Origin of the sequence: Duganella callida (assembly GCF_004614165.1) — a bacterium.
In the GTDB taxonomy this organism is placed as follows: Bacteria; Pseudomonadota; Gammaproteobacteria; order Burkholderiales; family Burkholderiaceae_D; genus Rugamonas; species Rugamonas callida.
The window spans coordinates 82,280-98,565 of the sequence record NZ_SPVG01000260.1 but is presented as its reverse complement, the minus strand read 5'-3'; the positions used below and the strand labels follow the sequence as shown (position 1 = coordinate 98,565).

At 65.6% G+C, this 16,286-nt stretch carries 14 protein-coding genes; 8 read left to right on the top strand and 6 right to left on the bottom strand.

Translation table 11 applies throughout. The features are described from left to right. From E4L98_RS27310 to E4L98_RS27290, 5 genes are all read left to right on the top strand, one after another. The coding region (locus E4L98_RS27310; RefSeq protein ID WP_135204681.1) for a hypothetical protein at positions 1-217 on the top strand (217 nt) is incomplete at its 5' end. A 162-nt stretch (positions 218-379) separates the two neighbouring features. Next, positions 380-1,489, top strand: a complete 1,110-nt coding sequence (gene moaA, locus E4L98_RS27305) for a GTP 3',8-cyclase MoaA (RefSeq protein WP_135204680.1) — start codon at positions 380-382, stop codon at positions 1,487-1,489. Positions 1,490-1,547: 58 nt separating this feature from the next. Continuing rightward, complete coding sequence (moeA, locus tag E4L98_RS27300) at positions 1,548-3,419, top strand: molybdopterin molybdotransferase MoeA (protein ID WP_371857292.1); 1,872 nt, start codon at positions 1,548-1,550, stop codon at positions 3,417-3,419. 4 nt (positions 3,420-3,423) lie between these two features. Next, the gene (locus E4L98_RS27295; RefSeq protein WP_135204678.1) at positions 3,424-4,059 is read left to right on the top strand and encodes an ABC transporter ATP-binding protein; all 636 of its coding nucleotides are present in this window, start codon (positions 3,424-3,426) and stop codon (positions 4,057-4,059) included. Next, complete coding sequence (locus E4L98_RS27290; protein WP_135204677.1) at positions 4,056-4,889, top strand: ABC transporter permease; 834 nt, start codon at positions 4,056-4,058, stop codon at positions 4,887-4,889. The genes E4L98_RS27295 and E4L98_RS27290 overlap by 4 nt, the downstream gene beginning before the upstream one ends. A 49-nt stretch (positions 4,890-4,938) precedes the next feature. Here E4L98_RS27290 and E4L98_RS27285 read toward each other — a convergent pair whose 3' ends face one another. From E4L98_RS27285 to cqsA, 3 genes are read right to left on the bottom strand one after another with little or no spacing between them, the layout of a single operon-like run. Beyond that, a complete protein-coding gene (locus tag E4L98_RS27285) occupies positions 4,939-6,216 on the bottom strand; it encodes a DNA recombination protein RmuC (protein WP_135204676.1) in 1,278 nt (425 codons plus the stop codon). A gap of 3 nt (positions 6,217-6,219) precedes the next feature. Continuing rightward, on the bottom strand, positions 6,220-6,612 hold the full coding sequence (locus E4L98_RS27280; RefSeq protein WP_135204675.1) for a group II truncated hemoglobin: 393 nt from the start codon (positions 6,610-6,612) through the stop codon (positions 6,220-6,222). A 15-nt stretch (positions 6,613-6,627) separates the two neighbouring features. Beyond that, positions 6,628-7,860, bottom strand: coding sequence for an alpha-hydroxyketone-type quorum-sensing autoinducer synthase (cqsA, locus tag E4L98_RS27275; RefSeq protein WP_135204674.1), 1,233 nt, complete (start codon positions 7,858-7,860; stop codon positions 6,628-6,630). A 154-nt stretch (positions 7,861-8,014) separates the two neighbouring features. Between cqsA and E4L98_RS27270 the strand changes: the two genes are divergently transcribed. Then, the gene (locus E4L98_RS27270; RefSeq protein WP_229257600.1) at positions 8,015-9,313 is read left to right on the top strand and encodes a sensor histidine kinase; all 1,299 of its coding nucleotides are present in this window, start codon (positions 8,015-8,017) and stop codon (positions 9,311-9,313) included. Between the two features lie 3 nt (positions 9,314-9,316). Then, entirely contained in the window at positions 9,317-10,327 is a 1,011-nt protein-coding gene (locus E4L98_RS27265) for a response regulator (protein ID WP_135204673.1), read from the top strand. Here the strand turns inward: E4L98_RS27265 and E4L98_RS27260 are convergent. From E4L98_RS27260 to E4L98_RS27250, 3 genes are all read right to left on the bottom strand, one after another. Continuing rightward, positions 10,324-12,858 (bottom strand): ABC transporter permease, encoded by a 2,535-nt coding sequence (locus tag E4L98_RS27260; protein ID WP_135204672.1) that lies wholly within the window; start codon positions 12,856-12,858, stop codon positions 10,324-10,326. The genes E4L98_RS27265 and E4L98_RS27260 overlap by 4 nt on opposite strands. Positions 12,859-12,864: 6 nt before the next feature. Beyond that, positions 12,865-13,872, bottom strand: coding sequence for an adenosine deaminase (locus E4L98_RS27255; RefSeq protein ID WP_135204671.1), 1,008 nt, complete (start codon positions 13,870-13,872; stop codon positions 12,865-12,867). Between the two features lie 115 nt (positions 13,873-13,987). After that, a complete protein-coding gene (locus tag E4L98_RS27250; protein ID WP_135204670.1) occupies positions 13,988-14,305 on the bottom strand; it encodes a hypothetical protein in 318 nt (105 codons plus the stop codon). A 4-nt stretch (positions 14,306-14,309) separates the two neighbouring features. On the opposite strand from E4L98_RS27250, the gene E4L98_RS27245 reads away from it, so the two are divergent. Beyond that, positions 14,310-16,232, top strand: coding sequence for a PrkA family serine protein kinase (locus E4L98_RS27245; RefSeq protein ID WP_135204669.1), 1,923 nt, complete (start codon positions 14,310-14,312; stop codon positions 16,230-16,232). Positions 16,233-16,286 lie beyond the last annotated feature (54 nt).

Below are 16,286 nucleotides of genomic sequence, written 5' to 3'. Positions count from 1 at the left end.
AGGACGGCTTGCAGGTCGATCGGCGTCGACGCCGATCGACCTGCAAGCCGTCCTGAGCTCGGCCGGTCTGACCCTGGCCGCGACCGACCCGGCCAAACTGCGCGCCGCGCAGGAAGCCGCCGCCCAGGTCGCACCGCCGGTGCACAAGCCACGCCAGCGCAAACCGGCGCCGGTGGTGGTGGACGAACCGCTGATCCAGGTCGACACCCGCCGCTAACCCGCCCTGGCAGGCAATGAAAAGGGAAGCCTCGCGCTTCCCTTTTTTATTTCCCTCTCACAAGACCAGCCAGCGTACGGGCAAACGCCGCTCGTGGTATCGTTACTGGTTAGGCGGGCGTGCATCGCCCCTAATTTTCAAAACTGCAACATTGCATCACCCATGGCAGAAAAAATCATCATGATGACCGAGCAGCGCGGTGCTGCGCCGGCCATCCCCGCGACACTGGAAGCGCCGACCGGCCTGCTGAGCGACAGCCTGGCCCGGCCGCTGCACGACCTGCGCATCTCGGTCACCGACCGCTGCAACTTCCGCTGCGTGTATTGCATGCCCAAGGCGGTGTTCGACAACGATTACCAGTACCTGCCGCACACCTCGCTGCTATCGTTCGAAGAAATCACCCGCATCGCCAGGCTGTTCGTCGCCCACGGCGTGGAGAAAATCCGCCTGACCGGCGGCGAACCGCTGCTGCGCAAGAACATCGAGCGCCTGATCGGCATGCTGGCCGGGATCACGACCGTCAGCGGCAAGCCACTGGACCTGACGCTGACCACCAATGCCTCGCTGCTGGCACGCAAGGCGCAGTCGCTCAAGGACGCCGGCCTGCAGCGCGTTACCGTCTCGCTCGACGCGCTGGACAACGCCACCTTCCAGCGCATGAACGACGTCGACTTCGCCGTTGAAGACGTGCTGCACGGGATCGACGTCGCGCACCAGGTCGGCCTGGGGCCGATCAAGATCAACATGGTGGTCAAGGGCGGCATGAACGACCACGAAATCCTGCCGATGGCGCGCCACTTCCGCAACACGCCCTACATCCTGCGCTTCATCGAGTACATGGACGTCGGCGCCTCCAACGGCTGGAAGATGGACGAAGTGATTCCGTCGGCCGAAGTGGTGCGCCGCATCGGCGCCGAGATACCGCTGGCGCCGGTGGCCGCCAACTATGCCGGCGAGACGGCCAGCCGCTATCGCTACCTGGACGGCAGCGGCGAAATCGGCCTGATTTCCAGTGTCTCCCAGGCATTCTGCGCCGACTGTACCCGCGCGCGCCTGTCGACCGAGGGTAAGCTGTACACCTGCCTGTTCGCCACCGGCGGCCACGATCTGCGCGCCCTGCTGCGCGCAGGCCGCAGCGATGCCGAGATCGGCACCGTGCTGGCGCATCTGTGGCGCGCGCGCGGCGACCGCTACTCGGAGCTGCGCAGCAGCCAGACCGAGATCCTGCGCCGCAGCGCCAACAAAGTGGAAATGTCTTACATCGGAGGGTAGTTTGTCTGTCAAAAGCAAGGTCACCGGACTGATACTGGCGGGCGGCCGCGGCACGCGCATGGGCCGCGTCGACAAGGGATTGCAGCCGTTCCGCGGCGCCACGCTGGCGGCGCACGTGCACGCGCGCCTGGCGCCGCAGGTGACCACGGTGGCCATCAATGCCAATCGCAACCTGCCGCAGTACCAGGCCATCGCTGGCGACGGCCCGGTGCTGGCCGACTTCCTCGACGGTTTTGCCGGCCCGCTGGCCGGGCTGCAAGTCGGCTTGGAATACTGCCCCACCGAGCTGCTGCTGACCGTTCCCTGCGATTCGCCGTTCTTTCCCGCCGATCTGGCCGAACGCCTGCAGGCGGCGCTGGCAGCCGAAGGCGCCGACCTGGCCATGGCCGTGACCATGGAGCGCGACGACGCCGATCCGGCCGCCGCGCCCTACCGCCAGCCGCATCCCGTGTTCAGCCTGATCAAGGCCAGCGTGCTGCCGCAGCTGCAAGCCTACCTGGCCACCGACGCCCGCCGCATGGAAGGCTTCTTCAAGACGCTGCGCGTGGCCGAGGTGCTGTTCGATGACGCCACCGCGTTCAGCAACATCAACACGCTGGAGGAACTGCAGCGCCACGAGCGCAGCGCTGCCGCCGGTCCGGCATCGGCGCCGTCCGCTGTCGGTGCGGGCGGCCAGCGCGTCGACCACGATGCCGCCGCGCTGCCGGTCGACGAGGCGCAGCGCCTGATCTGCGCACGCATCGGCGCGGTTGACGCCAGCGAAACGCTGCCGCTGCTGTCCGCGCTGGACCGCGTGCTGGCCGCCGACATCATCTCGCCGATCAACGTGCCCGCCTATGACAATTCGGCGATGGACGGCTACGCCCTGCGCGGCGCCGACCTGCCGGCCGAAGGCGCCAGCGTGACCTTGAACACCATCGGCATCGCCTACGCCGGCCGGCCGTTCACGCAAGCGCCGCGGCCCGGCGAGTGCGTGCGCGTCATGACCGGCGCGGCGATGCCGCCCGGCTGCGACAGCGTGCTGCCGCAGGAACTGGCCGCCGCCATCGACGGCGACCAGGTCACCATCGCCCACGACGCGATCCGCGCCGGCGCCAACCTGCGCCGCGCCGGCGAAGACCTGAAGGCCGGCGGCGTCGCCATCGCCGCCGGCAAGCTGCTGCGTCCGGCCGATCTGGGCCTGGTGGCTTCGCTCGGCATCGGCGAGGTCAGCGTCAAGCGCAAGCTGAAAGTGGCCTTCTTCTCCACCGGCGACGAATTGCGCTCGCTGGGCGAAACGCTGGAACCGGGCTGCGTCTACGACAGCAACCGCTACACCCTGTTCGGCATGCTCACGCGCCTGGGCTGCGAGGCGATCGACCTGGGCGTGGTGCGCGACGACCCGACCGCGCTGAAAGCCGCGCTGAGCGCGGCCGCCGGCCAGGCCGACGCCATCATCACCTCCGGCGGCGTGTCCGAAGGCGCGGCCGACTACACGCGCGACATCATGGCCATGCTGGGCGACGTCGCCTTCTGGAAGCTGGCCATGCGTCCCGGCCGGCCGCTGGCGTTCGGCCAGGTCAGAACCGAGCGGGACAGCGCCTGGCTGTTCGGCCTGCCCGGCAATCCGGTGGCGGTGATGGTGTCGTTCTACCTGTTCGCGCGGCCGGCACTGCTGCGCATGATGGGCGCGGCGCAGGCCACGCTGCCGACCGTGCAGGCGCGCGCCGCCGAGGCGATGCGCAAGCGTCCCGGCCGCACCGAATACCAGCGCGGCATCGTCAGCACCGGCGCCGACGGCGTTGCCCAGGTGCGCCTGACCGGCGCCCAGGGTTCCGGCATCCTCAGCTCCATGACCGAAGCGAACTGCATCGTCGTGCTGCACCATGCGCAAGGCAACGTCAGCGCCGGACAAATGGTGGAAGTGCTGCTGTTCGACGGCCTGACCTGAGATCATGCAGCCGCCAGCCAGCCCTCGGCCAGCGCCCCGCCTCCAGGTCCACCAGCTGCAATCGGCGCTGGCCGGACCGTATTCGTTCGCGCTGGCGGCCGGCCAGTGCCTCACCATCTCCGGGCCGTCCGGCTCGGGCAAAAGCCTGCTGCTGCGCATGCTGTGCGATCTCGATCCGAATACCGGCGAAGCGCTGCTGGATGGCTTGCCGCGTTCCGGCATGAGTGCCCCGGCGTGGCGCGCGCAGGTCGTGTATCAGCCGGCCGAACCGGCATGGTGGCTGCCGGCCGCCGGCGAGCATTTCACGCCGGGCCACATGGCGCGGGTACGCGAGCTGCTGCCGCAATTAAAGCTATCGCCGGCGCTGCTGGAGACCGAAACAAGCCGCCTCTCCACCGGCGAGCGCCAGCGCATGGCGCTGATACGCTCACTGGCCTGCGGTCCCAAAGTGCTGCTGCTGGATGAACCGACGGCCGCGCTGGACCCGGAAGCCGTCGCCGCCACCGAAGCGCTGCTGCAGCGCGAAGTGGCGGCCGGTCTGTCGCTGATCCTGGTCACGCATTCGTCGGCGCAGGCGCGCACGCTGGGCCATCGCCACATGACCATGCGCGAGCGCATACTGCACGAGGACGCGGCATGAGCAACGCCATCCAGCCAGGCGCCATGGACCTGGCCATCGCATCTTCCCTGGTGGTGCTGAACGCCGGCATCTCGGCATACCTGGGCCTGCGCATGCAGCGCACGATGCTGTGGTCGGCGCTGCGCATGGTGGTGCAACTGCTGCTGGTGGGACTGGTGCTGCGCTGGGTGTTTGCGCTGGCTTCGCCGGCCGCCACGCTGGCTGTCGCCTTCGTCATGATCGCCGCCGCCGCGCGCGAAGTGGCGACGCGGCCGGCACGCAGTCTGCGGGGCTGGCCCGGCGTGTGGCTGGCCGCGGTCAGCGTCGGATTCTCGAGCATCGCCACCGTGGTGCTGGCGCTGCTGACGGTGCTGCATCCGACGCCGTGGTACGAGCCGCAATACGCGGTGCCGCTGATCGGCATCGTGCTGGGCAACGTGCTGAACTCGGCCAGCCTGGGACTGGACACCTTTTACGGCGGCGTGGTCAACGCCCGCGCCGCGATCGAAGCGCAACTGGTGCTGGGCGCCAGTCGCAGCGAAGCGCTGGCGCCGCTGATCCGCGACTCGGTGCGCAAAGGCCTGATTCCCATCATCAACCAGATGTCGGCGGCCGGCATCATCACCCTGCCCGGCATCATGACCGGGCAGATCCTGGCCGGCATGGACCCGATGGACGCCGTGCGCTACCAGATCCTGCTGATGTTCCTACTGGCCGGCGGCAGCGGCATCGCCGTCACGCTGGCGGTCTACCTGGCCGCGCGCAGCGTCACCGACGAGCGCCACCGCCTGCGGCTGGAACGGCTCAACTCCGGGGTCAGGTCTTTCATTGCGTCACGAGCCCGGCCGTAGGCGTGCCTACGGCCGGGCTCGTGACGCAATGAAAGACCTGACCCCGGAGTTATTCATCGGGATCGGCGGCGCCCAGCAGGAGCTGGGCCGCTTCGGCCGGCAGGGCTTCGACGGTTTTCAGTTTGCGCGCCATCTGGCGGCTGCGGGTTTCCGCCGATTCGATGTTCTTGGCGGCGCGCTCCAGCGTCAGTTTGGTGGCCGACAGCACGTCGCCGAATTTGCCGAATTCGGTCTTCACCGCGCCCAGCACCTGCCACACTTCCGACGAGCGCTTTTCCAGCGCCAGCGTGCGAAAGCCCATCTGCAGGCTGTTCAGCAACGCCGTCAGTGTCGACGGGCCGGCGATGCTGATGCGGTTGACGCGCTGCAGTTCGTCGGCCAGGCCGGGACGGCGCATCACTTCCGCATACAGCCCTTCGGTCGGCAGGAACAGGATGGCAAAGTCGGTGGTGTGCGGCGGCCCGACATATTTTTCCGAGATGGTCCTGGCCTCGGTGCGCACCGCGCGTTCGAGCTCGCGCCCGGCCTGCGCCACGCCGTCCGCATCGGCGCTGTCGGCCGCTTCCAGCAGGCGTTCGTATTGCTCTTTGGGGAACTTGGCGTCGATCGGCATCCATACCGGCGCGCCGCCTTCGGTCTGCCCCGGCAGCTTGAGCGCGAATTCGACGCGCGCACCGCTGCCGGCGATGGTTTCGACGTTCTTCGCATACTGGTCCGGCGTCAGCACCTGCTCCAGCAGCATCTCCAGCTGCACTTCGCCCCAGGTGCCGCGCGTCTTGACGTTGGTGAGCACGCGCTTCAAGTCGCCCACGCCCAGCGCCAGCTGCTGCATTTCGCCCAGCCCCTGATGCACGCGTTCGAGCCGCTCGGACACCTGCTGGAACGAGGCGCTCAGGCGCGACTCGAGCGTCGCATGCAGTTTTTCGTCCACCGTCTTGCGCATTTCCTCCAGCCGCGCACCATTGTCGGCCTGCAGGTCGCGGATCTTGATTTCCAGCGTGCCGCGCACTTCCAGCATGCGCTGGTTCATGGTGTCGGCGAACAGTTTGAGGCTGCGCGCCTGTTCGTTGCGGCTGACCGCGCCCTGCGCTTCCAGCTGGCGGCGCATGGCTTCGAACTGCTGGACGATAGCGGCGTTGCTGGTCTGGGCGGTGGTCTGCAACTGCACCCGCACTTCGCGCTCGACGCGTTCGATGCGCTCCGCCAGATCGGCGCCGGCGGCCGGCGCCGCTGCGCCGACGCCGCGCGCGCGCAGCAGCACCAATAGCTGCAGCGCGATCACCACGATCAGGGCCGCCAGCAGGACGAAAAACTCGGTCTGGGTCATGGTTTAATCCGGCTTGTTGCGCATCCAGTCGGCGGTCTGGAAGAACGAGTTCATCAGCCGCACGCGCAGCTCGACGTCGATGCCGACATCTTCCATCGCCCACGCCATGCAGCGCAGCCATTGGTCGCGTTCCTGGGTGCCGATGCCGAACGGCATGTGCCGCATGCGCAGCCGTGGATGGCCATGCGCCTGCTGGTACAGGTCCGGGCCGCCCATCCAGCCGCTGAGGAACATGAACAGGCGCTCGCGCGCATTGTCCAGCGACGGGCCGTGCACGGAGCGCAGCAGCTGGAACTCGGGTTCGAGCTCCATCAGGTCATAAAAGCGGTCGACCATGTCACGCACGGTCGGCTCGCCGCCGATTACTTCATACAGGGTACGGGATTCTTCACTCATACCCGCCATGATAGCTTATACCAGCGCCAGCTTGCGCAGACGCCGCGTCGATGACCACTCCTCCAGGCCGGCCTGGCCGCGGATTTCGTCGCAGGCGTGGACGATGCGGTCCAGCTGCGCGCGCGTCAGGCCGGCATTCAGCGTCAGCCGCACCAGCGAGCGGTTCTTGGGCGTGGCCGGCGCGCAGAACATGGCGCCGTAGATGCCGTGCGTTTCCAGCAGCTTGCGCAGCGCCAGCGTCCTGGGCTCCGGGCCGGGTTCCAGCGCGATGATCTGCTCGCTGCCGTCGCTGACGTTGTAGCCCAGCGCACGCAGTTCCGCGCGCAGTTCGGCCGTGTGCGCGCGCAACGCCGCGCGCCGCTCGTCGGCCGCGGCGATGAAGTCGACGGCCGCGTCGAACCAGGCCAGTTCATGGCCCAGCAGGCAGGAACTGAAGATCGCCGGCCGCGACTCGGACAGGAAGTAGCCCTTGAACTTGCCGCTGCAGGTGATGAAGCCGGCCCGGCCGGCAAACGCCTTGGCCAGCGAGGCGGTGCGGAAGTGCACGCGTTCGCTGAGGCCAGCCGCCGCCACCAGCCCGGCGCCGCGCGGTCCGTGCGTGCCCAGCGAGTGCGATTCGTCGACCAGCAACATGCAGCCATGGCGTTCCGCCAGCGTCACCAGTTCATGCAGCGGCGCCAGGCTGCCGTTGGTGCTGTACAGCGCATCGACCACGATCAGGCCGCGGCCGTGGCGCTGCAGCTGCCTGTGCAGATGCGCCATGTCGTTGTGCAGGAACGACACCGGCGTGGCGCCGGCCGACTGCACGCCTTCCCACAGCGAGGCGTGGGCCTGCATGTCCAGATAGACTGGAATGCCCGGTCCGGTCAGGGTCTGCACCAGCCCGACGTTGGCGGCCCAGCCGGATTGCGTCAGGATGCCTTCCTCGGCGTCCATGAAACGCGCCAGCTTGCGCTCCAGCTGATGCTGCGGGCTGCCGTCCTGCAGGTAGACGGCCGACATCAGCAACTCGCCGTGGCGCTGCCGCAGCGCGGCCATCTGCGCCCGCACCAGCGCCGGCTCGCCGGCCAGACACAGGTAGTCGTTACCGGCCAGGAAAACCGCGCCGGCCGGGGTCGGCTGCCAGGCGTGCGGATGTTCGCCGCCCAGCAGTTGTTCGATACGCGTGACGTAGTGCAGGTCCATGCGGCGCGTGACGAAATCGGGCAGCGGACAGGTGGTGTGGCGGTGGGCGATGGCGTAGGTCATGGTGAGGTCCCCTTTTGGATCTGATCAAAAGATTGTTTTTTTGTGAAGCTTGTTCCCACGATGAGGCTAAAAAAACTCACTTGAATTGATACGGATCAATCACCGATTTGATATGGCCAACCGCGTTGTAATTTAAGGCGATCATGGGCACTTGATGAAAATCAATTCGATCATGAAGCCCATACCGCAAGAGCGCTGGAAGCGCTGGCAGCAGCGACTGGTGCAGTCGCTGCTCCAGTACCATGGCCGCGAGGACCACGCGACCGTGCGCGTGCTGCTGCTCGCCTGCCTGGGCACGGTGGGCATGCCGCTGTATTACGTGATCTGGAGCCACTTCTTCCCGCAGGAATACGAATCGCTGCCGCTGCGCATGTTCGGCATCCTGCTGTGCGCGCTGGGCCTGTTCGCGCGCCAGTTCAGCCGCGGCGGCCTGCAGCTGTATCTGCTGGTGGCGCTCAGCTACATCTTTCCATTCTTCTTCACCTACATGTTCGTGATGAACCACGCGTCCGGCGTATGGGGCGAGTCGCTGCTGATCGGGCTGGTGGTGCTGTTCCACTTCGATACCGGCGTGGCGCTGCGCGCCTACCTGATCGGCACCGCGCTGGCCTGCGCCGCCGCCGTGGCACAGGGCGAGGGCGCCGTGCTGCTCAGCCGCCCGGTGCTGCAGCAGTTGCCGATCCACTGGTTCACCATCACCGCGCTGTCGGTGGCCAAGATCAGCCGCAACGTCCTGGCGCAGGAAAAGCTGGCCGGCATGGGCGCCGGGCTGGCCACCGTGGCGCACGAGCTGCGCACGCCGCTCACCAGCGTCGACGCCAATGTGCGCGGCCTGCTGCGCATGATGGCGGACGCCCAGGGCCACACGCCGGACGAGCGGCTGAGCATCATCGACGCGCTGTCGCGCATCCAGTTCGAGGTGCGCCACATGAACCACATGATCGACCTGTTCCTGCTCAGCGCCACCGCGGTGCGGCAAAACCTGCACCCGGTGGAGACGGTGTCGATGGAAAAGGTGGTGGAGACCGTGCTGAAGCGCTATCCCTTCGCCAGCCACAGCCAGCAGAAGATGGTGCGGCTGGAGCTGCGCCACAACTTCCATTTCGCCGGCCAGAGCGAGCTGGCGGTGGTGGTGCTGCTCAACCTGATGCGCAACGCCCTGCGCGCCGTGCAGCGCGCCGGCAAGGGCCGCGTGCGCATCGTGGTGGACGGCGGCCACATGCCGCCGCGGCTACTGTTCATCGACACCGGCTGCGGCATCACGGCGCAGCAGATGGGCCTGATCTTCCGCCGCTTCTATTCGCATCCGCCGCACAACGGCGCCGGCATCGGCCTGGCGCTGTGCCGCGAGATCCTGGAAGCGTGGAGCGCCAGCATCCGCTGCGTTTCGCGCGACAGCGCCTATGCCATCTTCATTCTCGAATTTCCCCAGCCGTCCGTTCCATCGAGGTAAATCATGCAACTCCCCGTCTACGCCCATCCCACCCTGACTGTGCTGGTCGACGACAGCGACTCATTCCTGCGCAGCCTGTCGTTCCAGCTCGATCCCCTGCTGGCCAACACCACCTTTCACGACACCACCGAGGCGCTGCACTGGCTGCACGCCAGCGCGCCCGGCAGCGGCGTGCCGCTGCACGTCAATTTCGACATGCAGAACCTGCCGGCCGACCAGTGCAATGTGGCGCTGAACCTGGAATCGATCTACCGCATCGCCGAGCAGCAACGGCGCTTCGCCACGCCGTCGGTGCTGGTGGTGGATTATTCGATGCCGCAGATGAACGGCCTGGAATTCTGCGAAGCGGTGGCGCAGCTGCCGTGCAAGAAGATCCTGTTCACCGGCGCGGCCGACGAGAAGATCGCCGTCAGCGCCTTCAACCGCGGCCTGATCGACCGCTACGTGCAAAAGAGCGACGCCCACGCGCTGGATATCCTGGAAATGGAAATCAAGGCGCTGCAGAACAGCTACTTCGAGCACAGTTCCGACACCCTGCGCGAACTGCTGCTGCTGCACGACTACCGTTTTCTCAGCGATCCGGCGCTGGCCGAAGTGGTGCTGGACCTGAAGCGCAACCTCGGCTTCGTCGAACACTACATCTTCCCCAACCCGACCGGCATCCTGTTCCTCGACCAGCACGGCAAGGCCACGCTGATGGTGATCGAGACCGAGCAGGGCTTGCAGTCGCAGTACGAGATCGCGCGCGACAGCGACGCCCCGCGCTCGCTGCTGCACGCGCTGATGGAGCGCCGCGTGCTGACCTTCTTCAGCGATCCGTTCGGCGACGGCATGTACACCAGCGCCATGCGCGAGAACTGGCACCGCTACAGCGCGGCGCCGCGCGTGTGCCTGGGACGGGAGGCGTACTACTGGGCGCTGTTCGACCTGCCCGGCCACTATTTCGGGCAGACGCCAGCGCCCTACCAGCAATTCCTGCAGGAGATGCAGCTGTCGCAGCTGAACGCCGCCTAGGCTTCCCGCAGGGTTTGCAGCGGCGGCTGGCGCAGCACGTTGCGCAGTCCCAGCCAGCCGCCGGCGATCGCGCACACGGCGCCGGCCAGCAGGCCCACCAGCCACACGGCCGGGCTGAATTCCCAGGCGAACTTGAACTGGTAGGTGGCCAGCGCCCAGCCCATGGCCGCCGCGCCGCTCGCCGCCAGCACGCCGGACAGCGCGCCCACCAGCGTGAATTCGATCAGCTGCGCCTGCGACAACTGCGTGCGCGTGGCGCCCAGTGCGCGCAGCAGGCCCGCCTCGCGCGTGCGCTCGTCCTGGGAGCCCATCAGCGCGGCGTACAGCACCAGCACGCCGGACGCCAGCGTGAAGATGAACAGGAATTCCACCGCCGTGATCACCTGGTCCAGCACCGCCTGGATCTGGCGCAGGATGCCGCCGACGTCGACGATGGTCAGGTTGGGGAAATCGCGCGTCAGCGCATTCATCACCGCGCCCTGCCCCTGCGGCAAGTGGAAGGCGGTGATCCAGCTTTGCGAGATTTCCGTCATCGCCGCCGGGTTGATGATGACGAAGAAGTTGACGCGCATCGAACCCCAGTCCAGCTTGCGGATGCTGGTGATGGTCACGTCCACCGGCGCGCCGGCGATATCGAAGCGCAGCTTGTCGCCCAACTGCCAGCGCAGCGTTTTGGCGATCCCTTCCTCGACCGACGCTTCCGGCGAGCCCGGCTTGTCCTCGAACCAGCGGCCTTCCTTGAGCTTGTTTTCGGGCTGCATTTGCGCCATGGTGGACAGGTTGAATTCGCGGTCGGCCAGCCCCTTGGCGCGGTCTTCGGTGTAGGTTTCGGCGGTGACGGCCCGGCCGTTCACGGCGGTCAGGCGGCCGCGTATCATCGGATACTGCGGCGCATACGTCACGCCGGCCGCCTTCAGCCGCTGCGCGATCTCGGCCTGCTGCTCCGGCTGGATGTTGATGATGAAGCGGTTGGGCGCGTCGGCCGGCGTGGCGTTGCGCCAGGCCGTCATCAGGTCGCCGCGCACCACGGTCAGCACCAGCAGCGCCATCATGCCCAGCGCCAGCGAGACGATCTGCACGATGGTGGCGCCCGGACGGCGCTGCAGCGAGGTGATGGCGAAACGCCAGCTCTGGTGGTCGATGGCGTTGCGCAGCAGGCGCAGCGAGCGCAGGGCCAGCCAGCCGACCAGCGCGAACACGGCGAACGCGCCGACAAAGCCCAGCGCCGTGTACAGCGCCATCCGCCAGTCGCCGGCCTGCCACAGCAGCAGCGCGATGAAGCCGGCCATGCCGATGCCGTAGGTGGCCAGCGCGCTGACCTTGGGTGCGTCCTGCTCGCGGCGGATCACGCGGTTGTGCGGCACCTTGCGCAGTTGCAGGATCGGCGGCAGCGCGAACGCGGCCAGCAGCAGGATGCCGATCGCCATGCCCTGCAGCGCCGGATAAATCGTCGGCGCCGGCAGTTCGCTGGACACGAGCGTGCCCAGCACCTTGAGCAGCACGTAATGGCCACCGAAACCCACCGCGACGCCAATGGCGCTGCCGATCAAACCGACCAGCAGGAATTCGATCAGGTACATGATGGTGACCTGATTCTGCGTCAGGCCCAGGCAGCGCAGCATGGCGCAGGCGTCCAGGTGGCGCTGCATGAAGCGGCGCGCGGCCATCGCCACGGCCACCGCCGCCAGCATGGCCGACAGCAGGCCGACCAGCGACAGGAAGCGGTCCGCGCGCTCCAGCGTGGTTTCCATCTCGGGCCGGTTGTCGAGCGATTCGATGCGCACGCCCTTGATGTTCTGGCTCTTGATTTCCGCCAGCAGCGATTCCTGGTACGCCCTGGCGATGGCGGCGCCGTTCCTCAACGACGGCGGCGCGCCGACCAGCAGGCGGTAATTGACGCGCGAGCCGGGCTGGATCAGATTAGTCGCTTCCAGATCCTGCAGCGCGAACATCACGCGCGGCGCGAAGGCGAGGAAATTGGCGCCGCGGTCAGGTTCGGCGGCAATCAGTCTGGTGATCGTGAATGTCTTGTCGCCCAATTTGAGCGGCTGGCCGACGGCGGTGTTCAGGCTGCCCAGCAGACCGGGTTCCACCCATACCGTGCCCGGCGCCGGCACGCTGTCGGCCGGCGTACCGATGCTTTGCTCGGCCCGTGCGGCGTCGGTGGTGATCTTCAGCCGGCCGCGCAGCGGATAGCCGGGGCCGACCGCTTTCAGGGCGGACAGCACGGAACTCGACTGCTCGCCCGCGCCCGCCTGCGCCATGCTGGGGAAGGTGACGGTGTCTGTCACCACCAGCCCGCGCTGTAACGCGCGGGTGCGCCATTCGGCCCGCACCGGCAGATCGGCATTGATCACCACGTCCGCGCCCAGCAACTGGTGCGCGTCGCGATCGAGACCGCTGCGCAGGCGGTCGATGAAGAAACCGGTGGCCGACAGCGCCGCCACCGCCACCGTCAGCGCGATCAGCAGGAAGCGCAGCTGGCCGGCACGCCAGTCGCGCAGGGTCATTTTCCAGGCGAGTTTGAGCATGAGGGCTTATACCTTGGCGAAGAAGGCGTCCACCTGGTCGAGGTATTGCTGCTTCTGCCGCGGCGGCAGGAAGGCCGCCTCGAAGCTGTTGCGCGCCAGGCGCTGCGCGTGCGACAGGCCCAGCGGCAGCGCCTCGAAAGTGGCGATGAAGTTGTCGTTCATGTAGCCGCCGAAATAGGCCGGGTCGTCCGAGTTGATGGTGGCGGCGATGCCGGCGTCGAGCAGCTCCATGATGTTGTGCTGTTCCATCTGGTCGAACACGCACAGCTTGACGTTGGACAGCGGGCACACCGTCAGCGCCATTTTTTCGCGCGCCAGGCGCTGCGTCAGTTCGGCGTCTTCCAGGCAGCGCACGCCGTGGTCGATGCGCTCCACCTTGAGCGTGTCGAGCGCGGTCCTGATGTACTCGGGCGGGCCTTCCTCGCCGGCGTGCGCCACCAGGTGCAGGCCCAGCTCGCGACAGCGGGCGAACACGCGCGCGAACTTCTCGGGCGGATTGCCGACTTCGGACGAATCGAGGCCGACGCCGATGAACTTGTCGCGGTATGGCAGCGCCGCCTCCAGCGTGGCGATCGCGTCCTCTTCCGACAGATGGCGCAGGAAGCACAGGATCAGCGTGGCGCTGACCGGGCTGTCCTGGCAGGCGCGGTAAATGCCGTTGATGACGACCTCGATCGGCACGCCGCGGTGGGTGTGCGTCTGCGGATCGAAGAAGATTTCGGCGTGACGCACGTTGTCCTGCTCGGCGCGCTTCAGGTAGGCCGCCGTCATGTCATGGAAATCCTGCTCGCGCAGCAGCACGCTGGCGCCGGCGTAATAAATGTCGAGGAAGGATTGCAGGTCGGTGAAGGCGTACGCCGCGCGCAGCGCTTCCACCGAGTCGTAAGCGAGCTTGACGCCGTTGCGTTCGGCCAGCGCGAAGATCAGTTCCGGTTCCAGCGATCCTTCGATATGGATGTGCAGTTCGGCCTTGGGCATCTGCTGCAACACGCGCCGCAATTGTTCGTTCAACATGGTTTTTTTCCTGTTACATGAGTTGCTTAACCGGTCCATCTTAGCGCATGCGGCGAGAGTGTGTCAGCACATCTTTCAAAGGCGTGATACTGTGGTGTCAACGCACAGGAAAACCTCAACAGAACCGCAGGCTGGAGGCCGCTTTTATTTTTAAAATCATGGCCTTACGAAAGAGTATTAACGACATGAAGACATATCTTTTGACTTCCTGCAGTAATAGCGCAATAATCAATTTCATAGACGTAAGAAGCGTTTCGACCAACACATAAAAGCCGTCACCCGGCGATAAAGCCAGCTCATACGGCACGGGCAATCCGTGCCACGTCGAGGAAGCTGGCCATAAGAAAAATAAAGAAAGGAATATACATAACAGAGCCAGGGCAGCGATCTGCCGGTGACTCGTGACATGCAGGTTTTCATCATCAAAGGACATTCAAATGACCATTTTTGACAATTACGCCTCGCGGTACGAACGAACCAAGGAAGAAGAGATGTCCATGAAGGAATATCTCGAACTCTGCAAAAAAGACCGGCTTACTTATGCCTCCGCCGCGGAACGCATGCTGGCGGCCATCGGCGAGCCGACCCTGGTCGATACTCGTAACGACACGCGGCTGTCACGCATCTTCGCAAACAAGGTCATCAAGATTTATCCGGCATTCCGCGAGTTCTACGGCACCGAGGAAGTGATCGAGCAAGTGGTGTCCTACTTCCGCCACGCGGCCCAGGGCCTGGAGGAACGCAAGCAAATCCTGTATCTGCTGGGTCCGGTTGGGGGCGGCAAGTCGTCGATCGCCGAAAAGCTGAAGTCGCTGATGGAGCATGTGCCCTTCTACTGTCTGAAGGGGTCGCCGGTCAACGAGTCGCCGCTGGGCCTGTTCAACGAGGACGAGGACGGCACCATCCTCGAGGAAGACTACGGCATCCCGCGCCGCTACCTGCGCAATATTCCGTCGCCGTGGGCGGTCAAGCGCCTGCACGAGTTCAACGGCGACATCAACCAGTTCCGCGTGGTCAAGCGCTATCCGTCCGTGCTCAAGCAGGTGGCGATTTCCAAGACCGAGCCGGGCGACGAAAACAACCAGGACATTTCTTCGCTGGTCGGCAAGGTCGACATCCGCAAGCTCGAGGATTATTCGCAGGACGATCCGGACGCCTACAGCTACTCGGGCGGCCTGTGCCTGGCCAACCAGGGCCTGATGGAATTCGTCGAGATGTTCAAGGCGCCGATCAAGGTGCTGCACCCGCTGCTGACCGCCACCCAGGAAGGCAACTACAAGGGCACCGAGGGCTTCGGCGCGATCCCGTTCGACGGCATCATCCTGGCCCACTCGAACGAGTCGGAATGGAAGTCGTTCAAGAACAATCGCAACAACGAGGCCTTCCTCGACCGTATCTACATCGTCAAGGTGCCGTACTGCCTGCGCGTGGCCGACGAGATCAAGATTTACGACAAGCTGCTGCTGAATTCCTCGCTGTCGAACGCGCCGTGCGCGCCCGGCACCCTGCGCATGATGGCGCAGTTCGCCATCCTGTCGCGCCTGAAGGAGCCGGAGAATTCGTCGATCTTCAGCAAGATGCTGGTCTACGACGGCGAGAACCTCAAGGACACCGATCCGAAAGCCAAGTCCATCCATGAATACGTGGACTATGCCGGCGTCGACGAGGGCATGAACGGGCTGTCGACACGGTTTGCGTTCAAAATCCTGTCCAAAGTCTTCAACTTCGACAATACTGAAGTAGCGGCCAATCCGGTGCACCTGCTGTACGTGCTGGAGCAGCAGGTCGAGCGCGAGCAGTTCCCGCCTGAGCTGGAACAGAAATACTTCTCTTATATTAAGGAGCACCTGGCGCAGCGTTACGTCGAGTTCATCGGCAAGGAGATTCAGACCGCCTACCTGGAATCGTATTCCGAGTATGGCCAGAACATCTTCGACCGCTACGTGACCTTCGCCGACTTCTGGATTCAGGACCAGGAATACCGCGACCCCGACACCGGCGAGAGCTTCGACCGCGAATCGCTGAACAACGAGCTGGAGAAAATCGAGAAACCGGCAGGCATATCGAACCCGAAAGATTTCCGTAACGAGATCGTCAACTTCGGTCTGCGCGCGCGCGCCAACAACGGCGGCAAGAATCCCGCCTGGACCAGCTATGAGAAGTTCCGCACGGTGATCGAGAAGAAGATGTTCTCCAATACGGAGGAACTGCTGCCGGTGATTTCGTTCAACGCCAAAGCCAGCGCCGAGGACGCCAACAAGCACGCCGACTTCGTCGCGCGCATGGTGGAGAAAGGCTATACGGCCAAGCAGGTGCGGTTGCTGTGCGAATGGTATCTGCGCGTGAGGAAGTCGTCCTAAGCAGTACCCCGCGCCGCCGCCGTGGCGACACGGCGCGGCGCCGACCAATAGCAG

Coding starts and splice junctions, on each gene's coding strand:
- E4L98_RS27245 (WP_135204669.1), top strand. CDS start 14,310: ATGACCATTTTTGACAATTACGCCTCGCGGTACGAACGAACCAAGGAA.
- cqsA (WP_135204674.1), bottom strand. CDS start 7,860: ATGACCTACGCCATCGCCCACCGCCACACCACCTGTCCGCTGCCCGAT.
- moaA (WP_135204680.1), top strand. CDS start 380: ATGGCAGAAAAAATCATCATGATGACCGAGCAGCGCGGTGCTGCGCCG.
- E4L98_RS27280 (WP_135204675.1), bottom strand. CDS start 6,612: ATGAGTGAAGAATCCCGTACCCTGTATGAAGTAATCGGCGGCGAGCCG.
- E4L98_RS27285 (WP_135204676.1), bottom strand. CDS start 6,216: ATGACCCAGACCGAGTTTTTCGTCCTGCTGGCGGCCCTGATCGTGGTG.
- E4L98_RS27295 (WP_135204678.1), top strand. CDS start 3,424: ATGCAGCCGCCAGCCAGCCCTCGGCCAGCGCCCCGCCTCCAGGTCCAC.
- E4L98_RS27290 (WP_135204677.1), top strand. CDS start 4,056: ATGAGCAACGCCATCCAGCCAGGCGCCATGGACCTGGCCATCGCATCT.
- E4L98_RS27265 (WP_135204673.1), top strand. CDS start 9,317: ATGCAACTCCCCGTCTACGCCCATCCCACCCTGACTGTGCTGGTCGAC.
- E4L98_RS27260 (WP_135204672.1), bottom strand. CDS start 12,858: ATGCTCAAACTCGCCTGGAAAATGACCCTGCGCGACTGGCGTGCCGGC.
- E4L98_RS27255 (WP_135204671.1), bottom strand. CDS start 13,872: ATGTTGAACGAACAATTGCGGCGCGTGTTGCAGCAGATGCCCAAGGCC.
- moeA (WP_371857292.1), top strand. CDS start 1,548: ATGGGCCGCGTCGACAAGGGATTGCAGCCGTTCCGCGGCGCCACGCTG.
- E4L98_RS27250 (WP_135204670.1), bottom strand. CDS start 14,305: ATGTCCTTTGATGATGAAAACCTGCATGTCACGAGTCACCGGCAGATC.
- E4L98_RS27270 (WP_229257600.1), top strand. CDS start 8,015: ATGAAAATCAATTCGATCATGAAGCCCATACCGCAAGAGCGCTGGAAG.